Source organism: Aminobacter sp. MET-1 (assembly GCF_026521175.1).
GTDB lineage: Bacteria > Pseudomonadota > Alphaproteobacteria > Rhizobiales > Rhizobiaceae > Aminobacter.
In genome coordinates, this window is sequence record NZ_JAMSHL010000002.1 from 54,203 (window position 1) to 69,947 (window position 15,745).

Annotated in this window: 17 protein-coding genes; 5 read left to right on the forward strand and 12 right to left on the reverse strand. The window is 63.5% G+C overall.

Translation table 11 applies throughout. From position 1 onward, the window contains the following. Positions 1-67: 67 nt before the first annotated feature. Positions 68-1,219 (reverse strand): glycosyltransferase family 4 protein, encoded by a 1,152-nt coding sequence (locus NDO48_RS02795; protein ID WP_267320828.1) that lies wholly within the window; start codon positions 1,217-1,219, stop codon positions 68-70. Between the two features lie 6 nt (positions 1,220-1,225). Beyond that, positions 1,226-1,792 carry a polysaccharide biosynthesis/export family protein gene (locus NDO48_RS02800; protein WP_018427384.1) on the reverse strand — a complete coding sequence of 189 codons (567 nt, stop codon included), beginning with the start codon at positions 1,790-1,792 and terminating at the stop codon, positions 1,226-1,228. A gap of 196 nt (positions 1,793-1,988) precedes the next feature. On the opposite strand from NDO48_RS02800, the gene NDO48_RS02805 reads away from it, so the two are divergent. After that, complete coding sequence (locus NDO48_RS02805) at positions 1,989-4,178, forward strand: GumC family protein (RefSeq protein ID WP_267320829.1); 2,190 nt, start codon at positions 1,989-1,991, stop codon at positions 4,176-4,178. Between the two features lie 103 nt (positions 4,179-4,281). On the opposite strand, the gene NDO48_RS02810 is transcribed toward NDO48_RS02805, so the two are convergent. After that, a complete protein-coding gene (locus NDO48_RS02810) occupies positions 4,282-5,493 on the reverse strand; it encodes a GNAT family N-acetyltransferase (protein ID WP_018427386.1) in 1,212 nt (403 codons plus the stop codon). A gap of 85 nt (positions 5,494-5,578) precedes the next feature. Between NDO48_RS02810 and NDO48_RS02815 the strand changes: the two genes are divergently transcribed. Next, a complete protein-coding gene (locus tag NDO48_RS02815) occupies positions 5,579-6,628 on the forward strand; it encodes a polysaccharide deacetylase family protein (RefSeq protein ID WP_018427387.1) in 1,050 nt (349 codons plus the stop codon). Positions 6,629-6,673: 45 nt separating this feature from the next. Here NDO48_RS02815 and NDO48_RS02820 read toward each other — a convergent pair whose 3' ends face one another. Beyond that, positions 6,674-6,892 (reverse strand): DUF2842 domain-containing protein, encoded by a 219-nt coding sequence (locus NDO48_RS02820; protein ID WP_018427388.1) that lies wholly within the window; start codon positions 6,890-6,892, stop codon positions 6,674-6,676. 165 nt (positions 6,893-7,057) lie between these two features. Here NDO48_RS02820 and NDO48_RS02825 point away from each other — a divergent pair, with 165 nt between their 5' ends. Next, a complete protein-coding gene (locus NDO48_RS02825) occupies positions 7,058-8,152 on the forward strand; it encodes a COX15/CtaA family protein (RefSeq protein WP_018427389.1) in 1,095 nt (364 codons plus the stop codon). Here the strand turns inward: NDO48_RS02825 and NDO48_RS02830 are convergent. The 3 genes from NDO48_RS02830 to speB all read right to left on the reverse strand — a co-directional run bounded on the left by NDO48_RS02830 (position 8,142) and on the right by speB (position 10,958). Further along, positions 8,142-8,981 carry an aminoglycoside phosphotransferase family protein gene (locus NDO48_RS02830; protein WP_018427390.1) on the reverse strand — a complete coding sequence of 280 codons (840 nt, stop codon included), beginning with the start codon at positions 8,979-8,981 and terminating at the stop codon, positions 8,142-8,144. The genes NDO48_RS02825 and NDO48_RS02830 overlap by 11 nt on opposite strands. Next, positions 8,982-9,914 (reverse strand): N-acetyl-gamma-glutamyl-phosphate reductase, encoded by a 933-nt coding sequence (gene argC / locus NDO48_RS02835; protein WP_018427391.1) that lies wholly within the window; start codon positions 9,912-9,914, stop codon positions 8,982-8,984. A gap of 87 nt (positions 9,915-10,001) precedes the next feature. Beyond that, positions 10,002-10,958 carry an agmatinase gene (speB, locus tag NDO48_RS02840; RefSeq protein WP_018427392.1) on the reverse strand — a complete coding sequence of 319 codons (957 nt, stop codon included), beginning with the start codon at positions 10,956-10,958 and terminating at the stop codon, positions 10,002-10,004. A 189-nt stretch (positions 10,959-11,147) separates the two neighbouring features. On the opposite strand from speB, the gene NDO48_RS02845 reads away from it, so the two are divergent. Beyond that, entirely contained in the window at positions 11,148-12,215 is a 1,068-nt protein-coding gene (locus NDO48_RS02845) for a glycerophosphodiester phosphodiesterase family protein (RefSeq protein WP_267320830.1), read from the forward strand. Between the two features lie 9 nt (positions 12,216-12,224). On the opposite strand, the gene NDO48_RS02850 is transcribed toward NDO48_RS02845, so the two are convergent. From NDO48_RS02850 to NDO48_RS02865, 4 genes are all read right to left on the reverse strand, one after another. Then, positions 12,225-12,503: a hypothetical protein gene (locus tag NDO48_RS02850; protein WP_018427394.1), complete on the reverse strand. Its 279-nt coding sequence runs from the start codon at positions 12,501-12,503 to the stop codon at positions 12,225-12,227. Positions 12,504-12,627: 124 nt separating this feature from the next. After that, a complete protein-coding gene (gene rpsI, locus NDO48_RS02855; RefSeq protein ID WP_018427395.1) occupies positions 12,628-13,101 on the reverse strand; it encodes a 30S ribosomal protein S9 in 474 nt (157 codons plus the stop codon). A gap of 2 nt (positions 13,102-13,103) precedes the next feature. Continuing rightward, positions 13,104-13,565 (reverse strand): 50S ribosomal protein L13, encoded by a 462-nt coding sequence (gene rplM, locus NDO48_RS02860; RefSeq protein WP_018427396.1) that lies wholly within the window; start codon positions 13,563-13,565, stop codon positions 13,104-13,106. Positions 13,566-13,785: 220 nt separating this feature from the next. Then, positions 13,786-14,214, reverse strand: a complete 429-nt coding sequence (locus NDO48_RS02865) for a winged helix-turn-helix transcriptional regulator (RefSeq protein WP_018427397.1) — start codon at positions 14,212-14,214, stop codon at positions 13,786-13,788. Between the two features lie 153 nt (positions 14,215-14,367). On the opposite strand from NDO48_RS02865, the gene NDO48_RS02870 reads away from it, so the two are divergent. Continuing rightward, on the forward strand, positions 14,368-15,228 hold the full coding sequence (locus tag NDO48_RS02870) for an NAD(P)H-binding protein (protein ID WP_040456629.1): 861 nt from the start codon (positions 14,368-14,370) through the stop codon (positions 15,226-15,228). 20 nt (positions 15,229-15,248) lie between these two features. On the opposite strand, the gene NDO48_RS02875 is transcribed toward NDO48_RS02870, so the two are convergent. Next, entirely contained in the window at positions 15,249-15,695 is a 447-nt protein-coding gene (locus NDO48_RS02875) for a PaaI family thioesterase (RefSeq protein ID WP_026227063.1), read from the reverse strand. Positions 15,696-15,745 lie beyond the last annotated feature (50 nt).

The window sequence follows — 15,745 nt, forward strand, 5'->3', positions numbered from 1 at the left end:
GCCGTTAGGCAGCCCTGTCTAGCAGGACTGGCCTAACACAGATGGCCTAAGAAACCCTTGAGCGGGATCAGGCCGCAACCGGCGCGAGCACGGAAAGATAAGCGCCTTCGACATCGGCGGCCATGACCCTCGCGCTGAAGCGGGATTTGAGCTCGTCGGTGTCGGGGAGCTTTGCGGCATAGGCGGCCGGTGCGCTCAGGACTTCCGTCATCTTGGCCGCGATCTGATCCCTGTCGGGCATCACCAGGGCGGGGGATTTGTCGCCGAGGATCTCCGGGATGCCGCCCACTGACGTCGCCACCATCGGCTTGCCGGCGGCAAGCGCCTCCAGCACGATGTAAGGCATGGCCTCGGCGCGCGACGGTACCACCACGCATCTGGCGAGGGCAAAGGCCTGGCGGGCCGGCATCGGATCGTGAAAGCGGACCTGACCCGCAAGTCCTAGCCGTTCGACCTGCTGGCGGTAGCGGGGCAGGTCGTCTCCGGCGCCGACCATGGCGGCGGAAACGTTTCCGGCAACCTTGTCGCGGATCGAAGCCAGCGCGTCGATGAAGAGGTCGGGCCCCTTCAGGTCGCGCATCATGCCGATATAGAGAAAGTCGGCGGCATTTTCATTTGCAGGAACGGGCTCGAACTCGCTGTCGCGCAGCCCGTTGTAGACCAGGCTGTCGGGCACCAGGGGAGCGCCCACCTTGCGCACGAAGGTGCGCCGCTCGTAATCGGAGACGAACAGCAGGTGATCGGTGAACCGCTCCATCAGGCGTTCCAGCCCAAAGAACAGTTTTCCGGTCGACGTCCGCTCGTCATAGTGCAGACTGCCGCCATGCGGCGAGTAGAAGCGGGCCACGCGAGACCTTGAAACCCGCAACAGTGAGCCGAACGCACGCGCATAGACGCCACCCTTGGCGCCGTGCCCGTGCAGCACGTCCGGCTGCAATTCCTTGATGATCCTGTAGGTGCGCCAACCCGAGGCGATGTCGCCGGGGCCGATATGGCGCTGCATGGAGGTGCGCCGGATGCCGAGTGTCAGCATCGGGCGGATCGCCTCGAACAGGCGCTCTTCGTGTTCGCCGCCGGTGGTTGAATCGCAGATGAGGCCGACCGAATGGCCGGCGGCCACCTGGGCCTCGGTCAAGTCGCGCACATGCCTGAAGATGCCGCCGACCGGCGACCTGAAGCAGTGAACGATCCGGAGCTTGCGGGGTGGGATCTGGAGCACGGCGTCTTAGAACAGCCGTTCGCGGATATAGATCGTGTCGCCGGGCAGCAGCGGGTCGCTGGTGACCACGCGGCCGGTCATCACCTTGCCGTTGATGTCGCGGGTGATGTCGACATTGGCCTGGTTGGCGCGGGCGCTGAACCCGCCGGCCATCGCGATGGCCTTCTGCACGGTGAGGCCCGGCACATAGGAATATTGCCCGGCGGCGCCGACTTCGCCCATCACGAAGATCGGGCGGTAGCGGTCGACTTCGACCGACACGTCGGGATCACGCAGGAAGCCCTGGCGCAGCTTTGCGGCCAGCGCTGCCTCGACCTGCTGGGCCGTCTGGCCACGCGCCGGCACGGCGCCGACGAGCGGGACTGAGATGTAGCCGGACTGGTCGACGCTGTAGGTGTTGGTCAGGCCTTCCTGCTCGAACACCGTGACACGGATGCGGTCGCCTGCGCCGAGACGATAGGGCTGGTCCAGCGCTTCGTGGAAGGCGGCGGGAGCAGGCTTGTAGCTCGAGCAGCCGGCTGCGACGAGCATGACGGCGACGAGCGCATGACGGACTGGAGAGAAGCTTTTCATATCGGGCGACGCGTCTCGGCTGCTTGCCGCCGCTTCGGGCGACTGGTTCGCCTCAGTTATCGTCTTGTTAGGGTTAATGCCCGGTAAAGGCTGCGCACCCAACTCAACTTCGGCTCTGCAACTTGCCCGGCAATCTTAACGCCTGGGTTACCATGTTTGTTTACCGTGCAACCGCTCAGCCTCGGAGTAGGAATGCATGTCAGGCGTTCAGTCCACCACCGGTGATGTCGATGTCGATCTCGGCCAGCTCTTTGCCAGTCTCCTCAGGAACTGGGTGCGTCTGGTTGTCGTTGCGGTCGTTGTGACGGCGCTTGCATTCGTCTTCGCCTCGATGGCGACGCGATATTACAAGGCCGAGACACGGCTTCTGATCGAGACGCGCGAGTCGGTGTTTACGCGGCCCGACGGCAACACCGAAACCGATCGCTCCAATCTGGACGAGGAGGGGGTGACCAGCCAGGTCGAACTCGTCGGCTCGACAGACATTCTCAAGCAGGTCGCCAAGAAGCTCGATCTTGCCAGCCGTCCTGAGTTCGATCCGGCAGCCAAGATGTCGACGCTGTCGCGTCTGCTCGTGCTCGTCGGCCTGAAGAGCGATCCAAATGAATTGCCGCCTGAGGAGCGTGTCCTCAAGGCGTTTCGCGAAAACCTGAATGTCTATCGTGTCGAGAAGTCGCGCGTCATCGTCATCCAGTTCTCGTCCCAGGACCCCAAGCTCGCCGCCGATGTGCCCAACGCCATCGCCGACGTTTATATGGAGTTTCAGCGCGGCGCCAAGCTCGAGTCGAACACCGAGGCGACGGATTGGCTGAAGCCTGAGATCGCCGACCTCACCAAGCGAGTGAAGGACGCAGAGAGCAAGGTTGCCGCCTTCCGCGCCGAGTCGGACCTGCTGGTCGGCCAGAACAATTCGGTCCTGTCCACCCAGCAGCTTTCCGAGCTGTCGAGCGAGTTGTCGCGCGTTCGCGCCAACCGTTCGGCGGCCGAAGCCAATGCCCAGGGCGTGCGCCAGGCGCTGAAGCAGGGCGGCTCGATCGATGCGATGCCTGAGGTGCTGTCGTCGGGTCTGATCCAGCGGCTGCGCGAACGGCAGGTTCAACTGCGCAACGATATTGCCGAACTGTCGACGACCCTCCTGCCCAATCACCCGCGCATCAAGGCGCTGAACTCGCAACTTGCCGATCTCAATGCTCAGATCAGGTCGCAGGCCGAGAAGGTCTTGACCGGTCTGGTCAACGAGGCGAGCACCGCCTCCTTGCGCGAACAGCAGCTCGTCGCCGACCTGAACACGCTGAAAGTCGAATCAGCCCGCGCTTCCGAGCAGGAGGTCGAGCTTCGGGCTTTGGAACGCGAGGCCGCGGCCCAGCGCGCACTGCTTGAATCCTATCTCACCCGCTACCGCGAGGCGACCTCGCGTCAGGACCGCAACTACCTGCCGGTCGACGCCCGTGTCTTCTCGCGCGCCAACGTGCCATCGGAGCCATATTTCCCCAAGGTCGTGCCGATCGTGGGTGCTGCCTTCGTCGGTTCCTTGCTGCTCATGGCCATCGTCACGCTTCTGCAGGAGTTGTTCTCCGGCCGCGCCATGCGTCCGGCTGCCGGCTCGCGCGTCGTCCCGGTTGCCCAGGTGGCGATGCCGGCGCGGCGCGCTGCCAGCCTTCCCGACGAAGCGCTGCCGCAGGCATGGCATTCTGAGGAAGAGCCTGTCGAGGCCCTGGCTCACCACGATCTCGGGGAGGTGCCTGCCTATGCCAACGACCAGGCTGAGCCCGTTGCCGCGACTGCAGGCCATGTCGGCATAGGTATCGAATCCGCTGCAGAAAAGTTGATCACCAGCGGTGCCGCCCGTGCCATCTTCGTTTCACCCGAAGGCGACGAGGCTGCAGCCACGGCGGTACTGGTGGCGCGCGAGGTGGCGGATGTCGGCCTTAGGGTGCTGCTGCTCGACCTGACCGCCTCAGGCGCTGCCTCGCGGCCCATGCTCGACGGCGGCCGTTATCCTGGCATCACCAATCTGCTCGCCGCAGAGGCGCAGTTCACCGATGTCATCCGCGCCGACCATTATTCGGACTGCGATGTCATGCCGATCGGCACCGCCGATCCGGCACGCGCCATGCGCGCGGCCGACCGCCTGCCGATCATCATGCAGTCGCTGACGACGGCCTATGACCTCGTGGTGGTCGAGTGCGGGCCGGCCGATGCCGATGAAATTCATCGCCTGGTCGGCGACGGCACCGAGGTGCTGGTCAGTTTCCTCGAACATGACGAGCAGGTTGCCGATGCTGCGGCAGGCCTTCGCGCCGGTGGTTATGAGGATGTCATCCTGGTCACGCCTATCGGCCACGACCTGCCGACCACGCCGCAACCAACCCGCTCGGCGGCCTAGAACAATTTCAGGAAAAGTGCGCAGCGGTTTTCCGCCCGGAATTGCGCAAAACAAAGAGATAAAGGGTTTCCGCGTTTCGAAGAAAAGCGGAAACGTTTTAGGCTCAATCGTCTTCGGCCGGTGCTGCGGCTTTGCCGCGCGCTCCGGTGCGCAGGCGCTTGATGAAGGCCCATGCCGCGGCATTGCTCTTGATCGCCGCCTTGACGCGCGAGCTTGCCTTGAGGCCGGCGGCATAGATGTGGCCCTTGGCCGTAAGTGGCACGAAAACATCTGCCTGGCGTATTTCGAGATCGCACCACTGGCGCTTGTAGGGCTCGTCGCCGACGCTGAAATCGTAGATGCCGAAACCTTGTTCGCAGGCTTCCTCGATGTTGTCGAAAAACAGATATTCGCCGGGACTGGCATAGGCGATTTCGTCGTCGGCGATCGCCCCAAACTCGCAGACCAGCCGGCTGCCGGCACGGCTTGAGCCGGTGACGGCGCGGTATTTGCCGGCAACCTCCAGCCCGTGCAGCACGAAGGCCGGCTTGTCCTGGCCAAGCGCATCCGCAAACAGACGGCGGAAAAAGCTGCGGACCTCGGCTGGGCCGAAAACGTCGGTGATGCCCATCGCGCCGAAGCGCTGTTCCTTCATGGCGAAGAAGGCATCGAGCATGGCGTTCACTTCGGCTTCGGTCGTGGCCAATAGGCGTCTTGCCCCGCCGATCGCCTCGTATTTGCGCGCCTGGCTGCGATGGCGCTTGCGTTTGCGCTTACCGCTGGTGCGGCCAAGCACTGCCTCGAAACCGCCGTCGAGATCGACCGCCAGAGCCACGTTGGGGCTTTGCGACGATGGCAGCTTGAGCAGTGGATTGGGCAGGCCGTCGAAGTCGGTGGCCAGGCGTTCGAGCGTCAGAATGTCGATGTCCGATCGCGCCGCCTTGATGGCTGCGACGATCTTCTGCAGATCGGCCAGGTTTGCCTGCGCCAGCCATTGCACGTCGGCAGCGGGAAAATTACCGTTGGCATGCTTGCCGCCGGCAAAGCGGGCAACGCGGAAAGGTCCCTGCCTGCAGATTTCGAGGGCCAACGACATCACAGGCCGATCCCGCGACCGCATGGTGGCGACAACCATGTCGGCCTTGGCGGCTTCGGCCCAACCGGTAACCCATTCCGGGCTCTGCGCCGGTGCAAAGACGGACTTCCGGGCGAAGTTCGCGTAAGTGGCAAACACCTCCAGCGAGACCGGGGCAACCGCAACAGTCGTCGTCTCCGCGGCGGCTGCCGTCGGATGCAACACGGTGTTGCTTTCGCGCGAAAGGGTGGCGTCAACCATACTTCAATCCTTGCCGTCTATGCATTTGGTGAATGTGCATTGCCTCGGCGTGATGCGGCCAAGCCTAACCACCAAAGGTGAAGGAATGATCGACACAGCCCGGAAGCTTGCTTTCCTGCTGATCGGCTATGGTGGATTGGGCGCGCTCGCCAGGCCGCTGGTCGGCAGCGTCGGCGTCATTCTGATGTTGCACAGGGTGACCACCTTGCTGAAGCGTCCCGACAGCCCCAACCGTCATCTGGCGATAACGCCCGAGTTCCTCGACCTGCTTGTCGGCGAGATGAAGCGTCTCGGCTATGCCTTCGTGTCCATGGATGAAGCCGTGGCTCGCCTGCGCTCCGGTCGCAGGGAAGGGCCGTTCGCAGTCCTCACCGCCGACGACGCCTACCGTGACAATCTCACCGAAGCCTTGCCCGTTCTCGAAAGCCACGGCGCGCCCATCACCGTCTATGTCGCGCCGGGTCTCACGTCGGGCGATGCCGATTTGTGGTGGGAGGTGCTCGACGAGGTCGTCGAGGCGGGCAAGCCGCTGATGGCTACGATTTCAGGAGAGGAGCGTACATTCGGCTGCGCCACCGCGCAGGAGCGCAGGGCGGCATTCGCGGAGCTGTCGGCCTTTCTCACTTGCGACGTTCAGGAGGAAAAGCAGCGGCAGATCCTGAGAGGTCTGGCCGAACAGGTCGGCGTCGATGCCTCCGCCCCGAACCGCGAACTCTTGATGGACTGGGCCGAAATCAGGCAAGCGGCAAGCCACCCGCTCGTCACCATCGGCGCACATACCGTGCACCACTACAACCTGAAGCGGCTCGACGCCGACAAGGCGCTGCGTGAAATGCACCGCTCCCGCAGCCTGATCGAGGCCGAGTTGGGCGAGGCGCCGCACCATTTCGCCTATCCCTATGGTTATGCCGCTGCCGCCGGCATGCGGGAAACCCATCTTGCGCGTGAGGCAGGTTATCTCTCGGCAGTGACCACCCGGCACGGCGTGTTGGTACCTGCCCATGCCGGACATCTGCATGCGCTGCCGCGCCTTTCGGTCAATGGCCGCCACCAGGATATGGCCGCGATGCGTGCCATGCTGACGGGAGCGACGACGCTGATGGCCAATCGTGGCAAGCGACTGGTGACGATCTAGGGCAATCCAGGAAGAGGCATTTCCGTTCGGAAATGCGCGGGGAGGTCAGCGGCCGGCATTCTTTGGCGGCGTGACCATCCACTTGATGATCCACATCGCCGGAAGGATCCACAGCAGGCCGGTCAGGATGAAATAGATCAGGTGGACGACCGCGCTGGATTCGGCCAACTGCGCTACGGCCACCATAGTCGCAACGAGTGCGTAGACGGTCACCAGCAGCACCAGCAGCACGGTTCCGATCAGCTTCTTGACGCGCACGGGCATTTGTTCATCCTCTGTCGGCGAAGGGCATAGTCTCTCCTGGTTGCCTGCGCAACCGGGGAGGGCTGGCGGGCCGGCGGCGCGACCGCGTGTCGCGTGGCCCGAACTTGCCAGCCGGGCCGCTATGGTCCACCAGTCCGCGGTTCAGAAGTGCCGGGAACGATCGCCATGACCGCCATGACAAACACTGCCGCACCGCTTGCCGCTCGTAGCAGGGACCTGCGCAACCGCACGCTGGTGCGCGGCTGGCTCTACATAGTGCTCCTGGTGCTCTTCGCGCTCGTCATGGTCGGTGGCGCCACGCGCATGACTGGTTCAGGCCTGTCGATCACCGAGTGGAAGCCCATCCACGGCGTTATCCCGCCGCTCAACCAGGCCGAATGGCAGGAAGAGTTCGAGAAGTACCAGCAGATCCCGCAATACGAGCAGGTCAACAAGGGCATGACCGTCGACGAGTTCAAGGGCATCTTCTGGTGGGAATGGGCTCACCGCCTGCTGGCCCGCGGTGTGGGCTTCCTCGTCGCCATTCCGCTTGTTTTCTTCTGGCTGTCGGGCCGGCTTGAAAGCCGTCTCAAGCCCAAGCTCGTTGGGCTGCTCGCATTGGGCGGCCTGCAGGGCGCGATCGGCTGGTGGATGGTGGCGTCCGGCCTTTCGGAGCGCGTATCTGTCAGCCAGTATCGTCTGGCGATCCACCTGACCTTCGCTTGCATCATCGTCATTGCCGTCGCCTACATAGCGCGCGGGCTGGCGGTCTATTCGGCCAAGCCGGCAGACAGGCGCGTCCAACGCTTCGCAGGCATCATGGTGCTGCTGGTGCTGTTCCAGATCTATCTCGGCGCGCTGGTCGCCGGCCTGCATGCAGGCCTCAGCTACAACACGTGGCCGCTTATGGACGGCGCCATTGTCCCTGGCGACCTGCTCGTCATAGAACCGATGTGGCGCAATTTCTTCGAAAGCCCCAAAACGGTCCAGTTCGTGCATCGCATGTTCGCCTACACGCTGCTGGTTGCTGCCTTCTGGCATACGTTTGCCACCATGCGCATCGCGCCGCAGACAACCCATGCCCGCCGTGCCTGGGTGCTGGCGCTGCTGGTGGTGGGGCAGGCGGCCATCGGCGTCGGCACCTTGCTGATGCAGGCGCACATGCACTGGGCGCTGTTGCATCAGGGTTTTGCGCTTTTGGTGCTGATCTTCGCGACGGCGCACTGGCGCGCCACCAAGGGCGCCTATCCTCTCGAAAACGAAGTCGAGTTCAGAACCTAGACCGCACCGAACGGATCGCCGCCACGACAGCGAGTTCGCTCTGCTCGTCCTTGTCGTTGTTGTCCTCGGCATGCCAGGACGACGACAGGCAGCCCCAGGCAATTGCGTGGTCGAGAATGGCGTCGGGGCGCTGGCCCAGCGTTTTTGCGAATGTCTCAGCCATGTAGGCGATGCGCTCGGGATCGAGGCTGAGGTCGTGGCGGTCAAGCGGATTGTAAAACAGGTTCGCAGCGTCGAAAGCGGGATCGCCGAGCAGGCCCTTGGGGTCGATCGCAAGCCAGCCGCGTGCGCCGAGCAGGATGTTGTCATGATGCAGGTCGCCGTGCAGAACACGCACGTCGTGCGGATCTGAAAGCAGGCGCTCGGCAATCGTTGCGGCCTCGACATAGAGGCCTTTTGCCCCGGCATTGCGATCGGCATTGGCCTTGCCGAACAGGCTGGCGTAGCGCTCCCTCAGCGGCTGCAGGTCGGCGGGCGGCGGGGTATCGGACGGCGAGAACAGCCGCACCATCACCTCGTTGGCAATGTCCGTAGCGTGGCGGTCGCCGTGCTCGTTCAATTCGTCTGCCAGCAACCGGTCGCCGGCATATTCGAGCAGCATGTCCTGCCCCTCGAAACCGAGCAGCCGGACCGCGCCGATGCCGTCGCGCCAGTCGAGATAATGCGCGCCGCGCAGTTCGTCGCCGACATCGTCGAACGGCTTCAGCGCCTTGACGATCACCGGCTCGCCATTGGCCGTCAGCACCTTCCAGATGCGGCTGGAGAACGTTTCGGCGATCAGTTCCGGGTCGCTGACGTCCCAGTGAGCAGGAAAGACCGCCTGATCCATTCAGTGATGCAGGCCGAGCATCAGGTCGAGGTTCTGCACCGCAGCCCCTGAGGCACCTTTGCCGAGATTGTCGTAGACGGCGATCAGCAAGGCCTGAGCGCGGCTGTCATTGGCACTGACATAGAGCTTCATCTTGTTGGTGCCGTTGTAGATCTCGGGCTGGATGTCGCCGCTGCGCTCGAAATCGACCAGCGGCGCGACCTCGACCACACCGCCCTTCAGGCCGGCATAGTGATCGGCCAGCGCTGCGTGCATCTGTGCACCTGTCGGCACCTTGGCGAGGCGGCCGAGCTGCAGCGGCACCACGGTGATCATGCCCTGGGCGAAGTTGCCGACGGCCGGCTGCATGATCGGGTCATGCGCCAGCTTGGCGTAGGCGCGCAGCTCCGGCACGTGCTTGTGCTTGAGCATCAGCCCATAGGGCAGGAACTCGGGCGACTCCTCGCCCTGCGCTTCGTAATCCTCGATCATCTGCCGGCCACCGCCGGAATAGCCCGAAATGCCGCTGACGCTGACGGGCAAGTCGGCCGGCAGCAGGCCGGCCGAAATCAGCGGGCGCAGGCCGGCGATCGGGCCCTGTGGCCAGCAGCCGGGATTGGCGACACGCTTGGAGACGGCGATCGCCTTCATCTGCGCAGCGTCCATCTCGGGGAAGCCGTAGGTCCAGCCTTCGGCGACGCGATGGGCCGTGGATGCGTCGATCACGCGCGTGGTGTCGTTTTCGATCAAGGCCACGCTCTCCTTGGCCGCATCGTCAGGCAGGCACAGGATCGCGACGTCGGCGGCGTTGAGGAATTCCTTGCGCGCGGCCAGGTCCTTGCGGCGCTCGACAGGCACCGAAATCACTTCGAGGTCGTTTCGTCCGGCAAGCAGCGCCCTGATCTGAAGACCTGTCGTGCCGTGTTCGCCGTCGATGAAGATTTTCGGTTTCATGTGCCTGTCGTTCCGTCGAAAAATAAGCAGTGTCAGAGGCTTGTGGCCAAATTCGGACTCATTGTCCGAACCAGTTGAATCGCTTTGTCAGGCGCTTTCGCGTGCCTTCTTTTCGGCCAGCAGGCCAAGATAGTGCATGGCGACAGTCGAGCCGGCGATGGCCGTAATATCGGCATGGTCGTAGGCCGGTGCAACCTCGACGATGTCGGCGCCGACAATATCGATCTGGTTCAGCTGGCGCAGCACCGAGAGGATCTTGGCCGAGGATGGGCCGCCCGCCACGGGCGTGCCGGTTCCGGGCGCATAGGCCGGGTCGAGGCAGTCGATGTCGAAGGTCACGTAGGTCTTCCGGCCGCCAGTGCGTTCGACGATGGCATAGGCGATGTCGGCGGCGCGCATCTCCTCGACATCGTGGCCGTAGAGGATCTTGATGCCGCAATCGTCGGGCGCGTGCGTGCGGATGCCGATCTGGATAGAGCGGTCGGGATCGATGATGCCGTCCTTGACCGCGCGCGCCACGAACGAGCCGTGGTCGATGCGCTTGCCGTCGTCAGGCCAGGTGTCCTGATGAGCGTCGAACTGCACGAGCGCCATGGGGCCGTGGATCGCCGCATGCGCCTTCAGGACCGGCCAGGTGACGAAATGGTCGCCGCCGAGCGTCAGCAGGAAAGCGCCGGACTTCAGGATCTTGGCGGCCTCGCGCTCGATGGCGCCAGGCGTCTTCTGGTGGTTGCCGCTGTCGAGCAGGCAATCGCCATAGTCGATGACCGAGAGGTCTTCGAACAGGTCGCGGTTGAACGGGTATTGCGGGTCGCAGTCGAAGATCGCCGAGGCGCGGCGGATGGCCTGCGGGCCGAAACGCGCGCCCGGCCGGTTGGTAACGGCTGCGTCGAAGGGGATACCCCAGACGACCGCGTCGGCCCCAGCAACGTTCTTCGAATATTTGCGGCGCATGAAGGACAATGCCCCTGCATAGGTCGGATCACCCGAGCGCCCCTTCTGGGTTCGCGCGGTGAAGGCGTGATCGATCGACGAAGAGGGCATGGGCAATCTCCTTTCTCGGCTTTCGCAATTTCGAGGCGCAAGAACTACAGAAGCCCGGCCCAACATGCCAGCCCCATGGCGAAAAGCATGTGACAGCCCGCATTCATCCCCCTGTCATGCGCCTTTCACGCCCGTGTCATCGCCGCCGCCTAGGTCGTTTCCGGCATCTTCAGCGATGGAGCGATTCCCATGCGGGCAGTTCTGACAGGCGTAGTCTCGTTCTTGCTGACCTTGGGGCTGGCGACACCGGGCCATGCCGACACTCGCGTCGACCAGATTCTCGAGCGCTTCGAAAATGCCAACCAGTGGCGCGACCACGTCATGGTTGTGGCCCACAGGGCCGGCGGCCTGCAGGACGGCAAACGCCGCTTCGCCGAGAACTCGATTGCCGCCTTGCGCGACGCGATCTCGCTGGGCGCCGAGATGGTCGAGATCGACATCAGGCGTTCAAGCGACGGCGAACTGGTCGTCATGCATGACAGCTGGCTCGACCGCACCACCGATTGTAAGGGCGAGGTGCTCGCCTACAGGATGGCTGAACTGAGGAAATGCCGCCTCGTCGTCGAAGGCACCGGAGCTGTCACCGCCGAGCCGGTGCCGACGCTGCAGGAGTATCTGGCGGTCGCCAAAGGCAAGATCCTGGTCAATCTCGACAACAAGCTCGAAACCGCCGACCTGGTCGACATGGTGGCGCTGGCGCGCGCCATGGCCATGGAAGCGCAGGTGGTGGTCAAGGCCAACCTCTGGAACGCCGAGCGGGTCGCCTCCGTCAAGGCGATCATGGCTAAGGTGGGAAATGGCTTTCAGTTCATGCCGGTCATGGCCGACGATGCCGTGCGCGATCCCGCCTTCGTCGAGGCGGCTGGCAAGGCCTTCGCCGCCAGCGCCGTGGAGATGATCGCCTGGCGCGGTGACGCAGTTGGTATGACGGACACCGGCGGCCCGTTGTTTTCGGCGCGCGTGAAGGCCGCGTCCGTCCGCGGCAACTGGCACATCTGGGTCGACACGCACGCCATCGTCAACAAGCCCGGTGGCTATCTCTCCGGCGGTCGCGGCGATGAACTGGCGGTGGCGGCAGGCTTTCCAAGCGAGGTCTTCGGCTTCTGGGCGGAGCGTGGTGCCACCATGATCCAGACCGACGAGCCCCGCGCTGCCATCAATTGGCTGGCCGCCAACGGCTATCGTGTGCCTTACTCCGATATCGAGGAGCCGGTCGCCTCGGTTGTGGGGCAGGCGGTGCTGCCGCCGACCAACTGACGGCCTGCGTTACTCAGCCGATTGCCGGAGGTTCTTGCGCCTCTCCTTGAGCGAGTACTTCGACCCACCTTCCTTGAGCAGTCGCTTGCCCTGCTTGCGGCAGTGGTTGTCTGCCTTCTTGGCAGCTTTGTGCTCGTCGGCGCCTTTTTCCAGCGCCTTTTCATGCGCGCGCATCCAACAGCTGTCGAACGTCGTCGCCCGTTTCAGAAACCTGTTCGTGGCGGCATCCGCCGTTGCGGCGGGAAAGGCGATGGCCAGGGCGGTCGCCAATGCGAGCATGCGGGCCATGGATGTCTCCCATAGGGCGTTCAGGCGCCAGCAGGGCACATCATAGGGCCGCACGGTCGGGACGGCACGCCAAAAAGAAAAGGCCGCCCGGAGGCGGCCTTTCCAAATTCTGGTTCCGGGAAGCTTAGCGCTTCGAGAACTGGAACGAACGGCGGGCCTTGGCCTTACCGTACTTCTTACGCTCGACCGTACGGCTGTCGCGGGTCAGGAAGCCGCCCTTCTTGAGCACGCCGCGCAGCGCCGGCTCGTAGTAGGTCAGTGCTTTCGAGATGCCGTGACGAACAGCACCGGCCTGGCCCGACAGACCGCCGCCGACAACGGTGGCGATGATGTCGTACTGGCCGACGCGGTTGGCCGCGACGATCGGCTGGTTCAGGATCATCTGCAGCACCGGACGGGCAAAGTATGCCGCGAATTCCTTGCCGTTGACGATGATCTTGCCGGAGCCGGGCTTCACCCAGACGCGGGCGATGGCGTCCTTGCGCTTGCCGGTGGCATAGGCGCGGCCGCTCTTGTCGAGCTTCTGGACGTGGACCGGAGCAGCCGGCTGGGCGGCGGCGACGGTGCCGAGCTCTGCGAGCGAGGAAAGATCAGCCATTATCAAGCCCTCTTGTTCTTCGCGTTCAGCGCGCCGACGTCGAGCGTCTCGGGCTGCTGGGCGACATGCGGATGTTCTGCGCCTGCATAGACGCGGAGATTCTTCATCTGGCGACGGCCAAGCGGACCGCGCGGGATCATGCGCTCGACGGCCTTCTCGAGCACGCGCTCGGGGAAACGGCCCTCGATCAGCTGGCGAGCGGTACGCTCCTTGATGCCGCCGGGGTGGCCGGTGTGCCAGTAATACACCTTGTCGGTGTACTTCTTGCCGGTGAACACGACCTTGTCGGCGTTGATGATGATGACATTGTCACCGTCGTCGACGTGAGGCGTGAAGGTGGGCTTGTTCTTGCCGCGGAGGATGTTGGCGACGATGGTGGCGAGACGGCCGACGACGAGACCCTCGGCGTCGATCAGCACCCACTTCTTCACCACGTCCGCAGGCTTCTGCGAAAAGGTTGCCATGGTTACATGCTTTCGTTTGGGACCTTCCGGAGAAGGCGTTTCTTGTTGCTTTCATTGGCAAGAAGCCGGAGCCATCAGCCAATAACAAAACGGCGACCATTGCGGGCCGCTGTTTCGAATGGGCTTATAGGCGAGGGGTTTCGCATCGTCAAGCCGATGAGATTGGATCCCAAAGGCGAAAAGATAAGTGAAAACAATTAAATAGAAGAGTGGTATTATTTTACCGCATGCCGGCGGCCTGAATCAAGCCGCGCCTGGCGCTTCCGGCAGCGGTGGCCGCTGACTCGTCGTCAGTGTCCTTGTCAAAGCGTTCCTGGGCCGCCAGCACTGCCTCGATGTTGGTTTCGGCCCATTCGGCGATGATCGAGATCTTGTCGGAAAGTGTCTGGCCCAGCGGTGTGATCGAATACTCCACCGTCACCGGCACGGTGGCGAAGACCTCGCGCGAAATCAGCCCGTCGCGGCCGAGCCGTTTCAGTGTTTGCGACAGCACCTTGGTCGAAATGCCCTCGACGTCGCGGCGCAACTGGTTGAAGCGCACCGGGCCTTCGGCGATCTTCCACAGCACCAGCGCTGTCCATTTGTCGGCGATGTGGTCGAGCAGCATCCTGGTCGGGCAGTTCTTGGCGTAGACGTCATAGACGGGCATCGCGGCATCCCTGGGGCGATTTCCTGGAGGTAACCTGGTGGCGAGCTCGGGCACCTCATTACCGGAAAGTGCCTTCTTTCTACCTCTGTATCATCTGGCTATCAACCATCCATTGGAAAGTCGCTTTTCAATGGAAACTGGATGGAGTTTGAAATGTCTGAAGGAAAAATCCTGGTTCTGGCCGCAACCGGCAATGTCGGGGCGCTGCTGGTGGCCGAACTGCTGCGCAGGGGAGAGAAGGTGAAGGCTGCCAGCCGCCACGCCACGCCCCAACTCGTAGCTGGCGCCGAGGTCGTGCAACTCGATCTTGCCGACCCGCACAAGCTTGCTTCCGCCCTTGAAGGGGTAGACCGCATCTTTGCCCTGTCGCCGACCGGCTATCTCGATCCGGTCGGCCTGCTCGGGCCCGTGGTGGAAGCGGCAGCGGCGCGCAACATCAAGATCGTGTTGCAGACAGCGCTTGGTGTCGACGCAAGCGATGCCATCCCGCTCCGCCAGCTGGAGCTGAAGCTCGAGCGTTCCGGTGCGCCTTTTGTCATCCTGCGCCCCAACTGGTTCAGCGACAACTTCGCCACCTACTGGGCAAATGACCTGCGACGCGGCGAAATCCGCGTGCCGGCAGGCGAGGGCAAGACGAGCTTCATCGATGCCGTCGATGTTGCAACAGCCGCTGCCGGTGCGCTGACCACCGACCGTTTTGACGGCAAGGCCTTCGCGCTGACGGGGCCTGCGGCATACGGTTATGCCGACGCAGCGGCGCTCTTGTCCGAAGCCTTGGGGCGGCCGATCCGATATAGTCCCGTCGACGATCGCAGCTTCGTTATGGAAGCGGTCGCAAACGGCCTGACGCAAGGCTACGCCGAATTGTTGGCGGCGATCTTCCATCCGGTTGCGCAAGGATGGACGTCATCTGTCACCGGCGACGTCGAATTGCTAGCGGGCAGGGCGCCGCGGTCGCTGAAGCAGTCTGCCGGCGATATTGCCGCTCGCATCACGGCCCAGGTCGCAGCGTAACGAGGGTCCCGCCTTTAGGCTCAGCGCTTCGGCGGGATCGAATAGGTGCCTGTTGCATGCGCCACAGTGTGGCGGTCGGGTCCGGCGACGATGTCGATGTCGAACACCATCAGGCTCTTGCCGAGCTTGAGAATACGGCAATGGCCGTCGATCGGCCCGGCTTCCGCCTTGCGCATGAAGTTGATGTTGAGATTGGTCGTCACCGACAACGCGTCGGGACCGGAATGGCTGAGCACGCAGACATAGCCGCCGATGTCGGCAAGTGTGAACAGCGACGGCCCCGAAACCGTGCCGCCGGGCCTGAGATGGCGCTCGTCGGCATTGAGCCGCACCGTGCAGCCGCCCGGAAACACCTCGGTCACCTGGTAGAAGTCATATTGATCGTTGAGTTGGGGATAGGCGCTCCGCAACAGCGCGTTGACCTCGGTCGCGGTCATCACAGGCTTCAATCCGTTCTGTTCCGGCATTTGCGGACCCATCTTCCGGGCCGGCACGCTTGGCCGGCGTAAACGTCTGG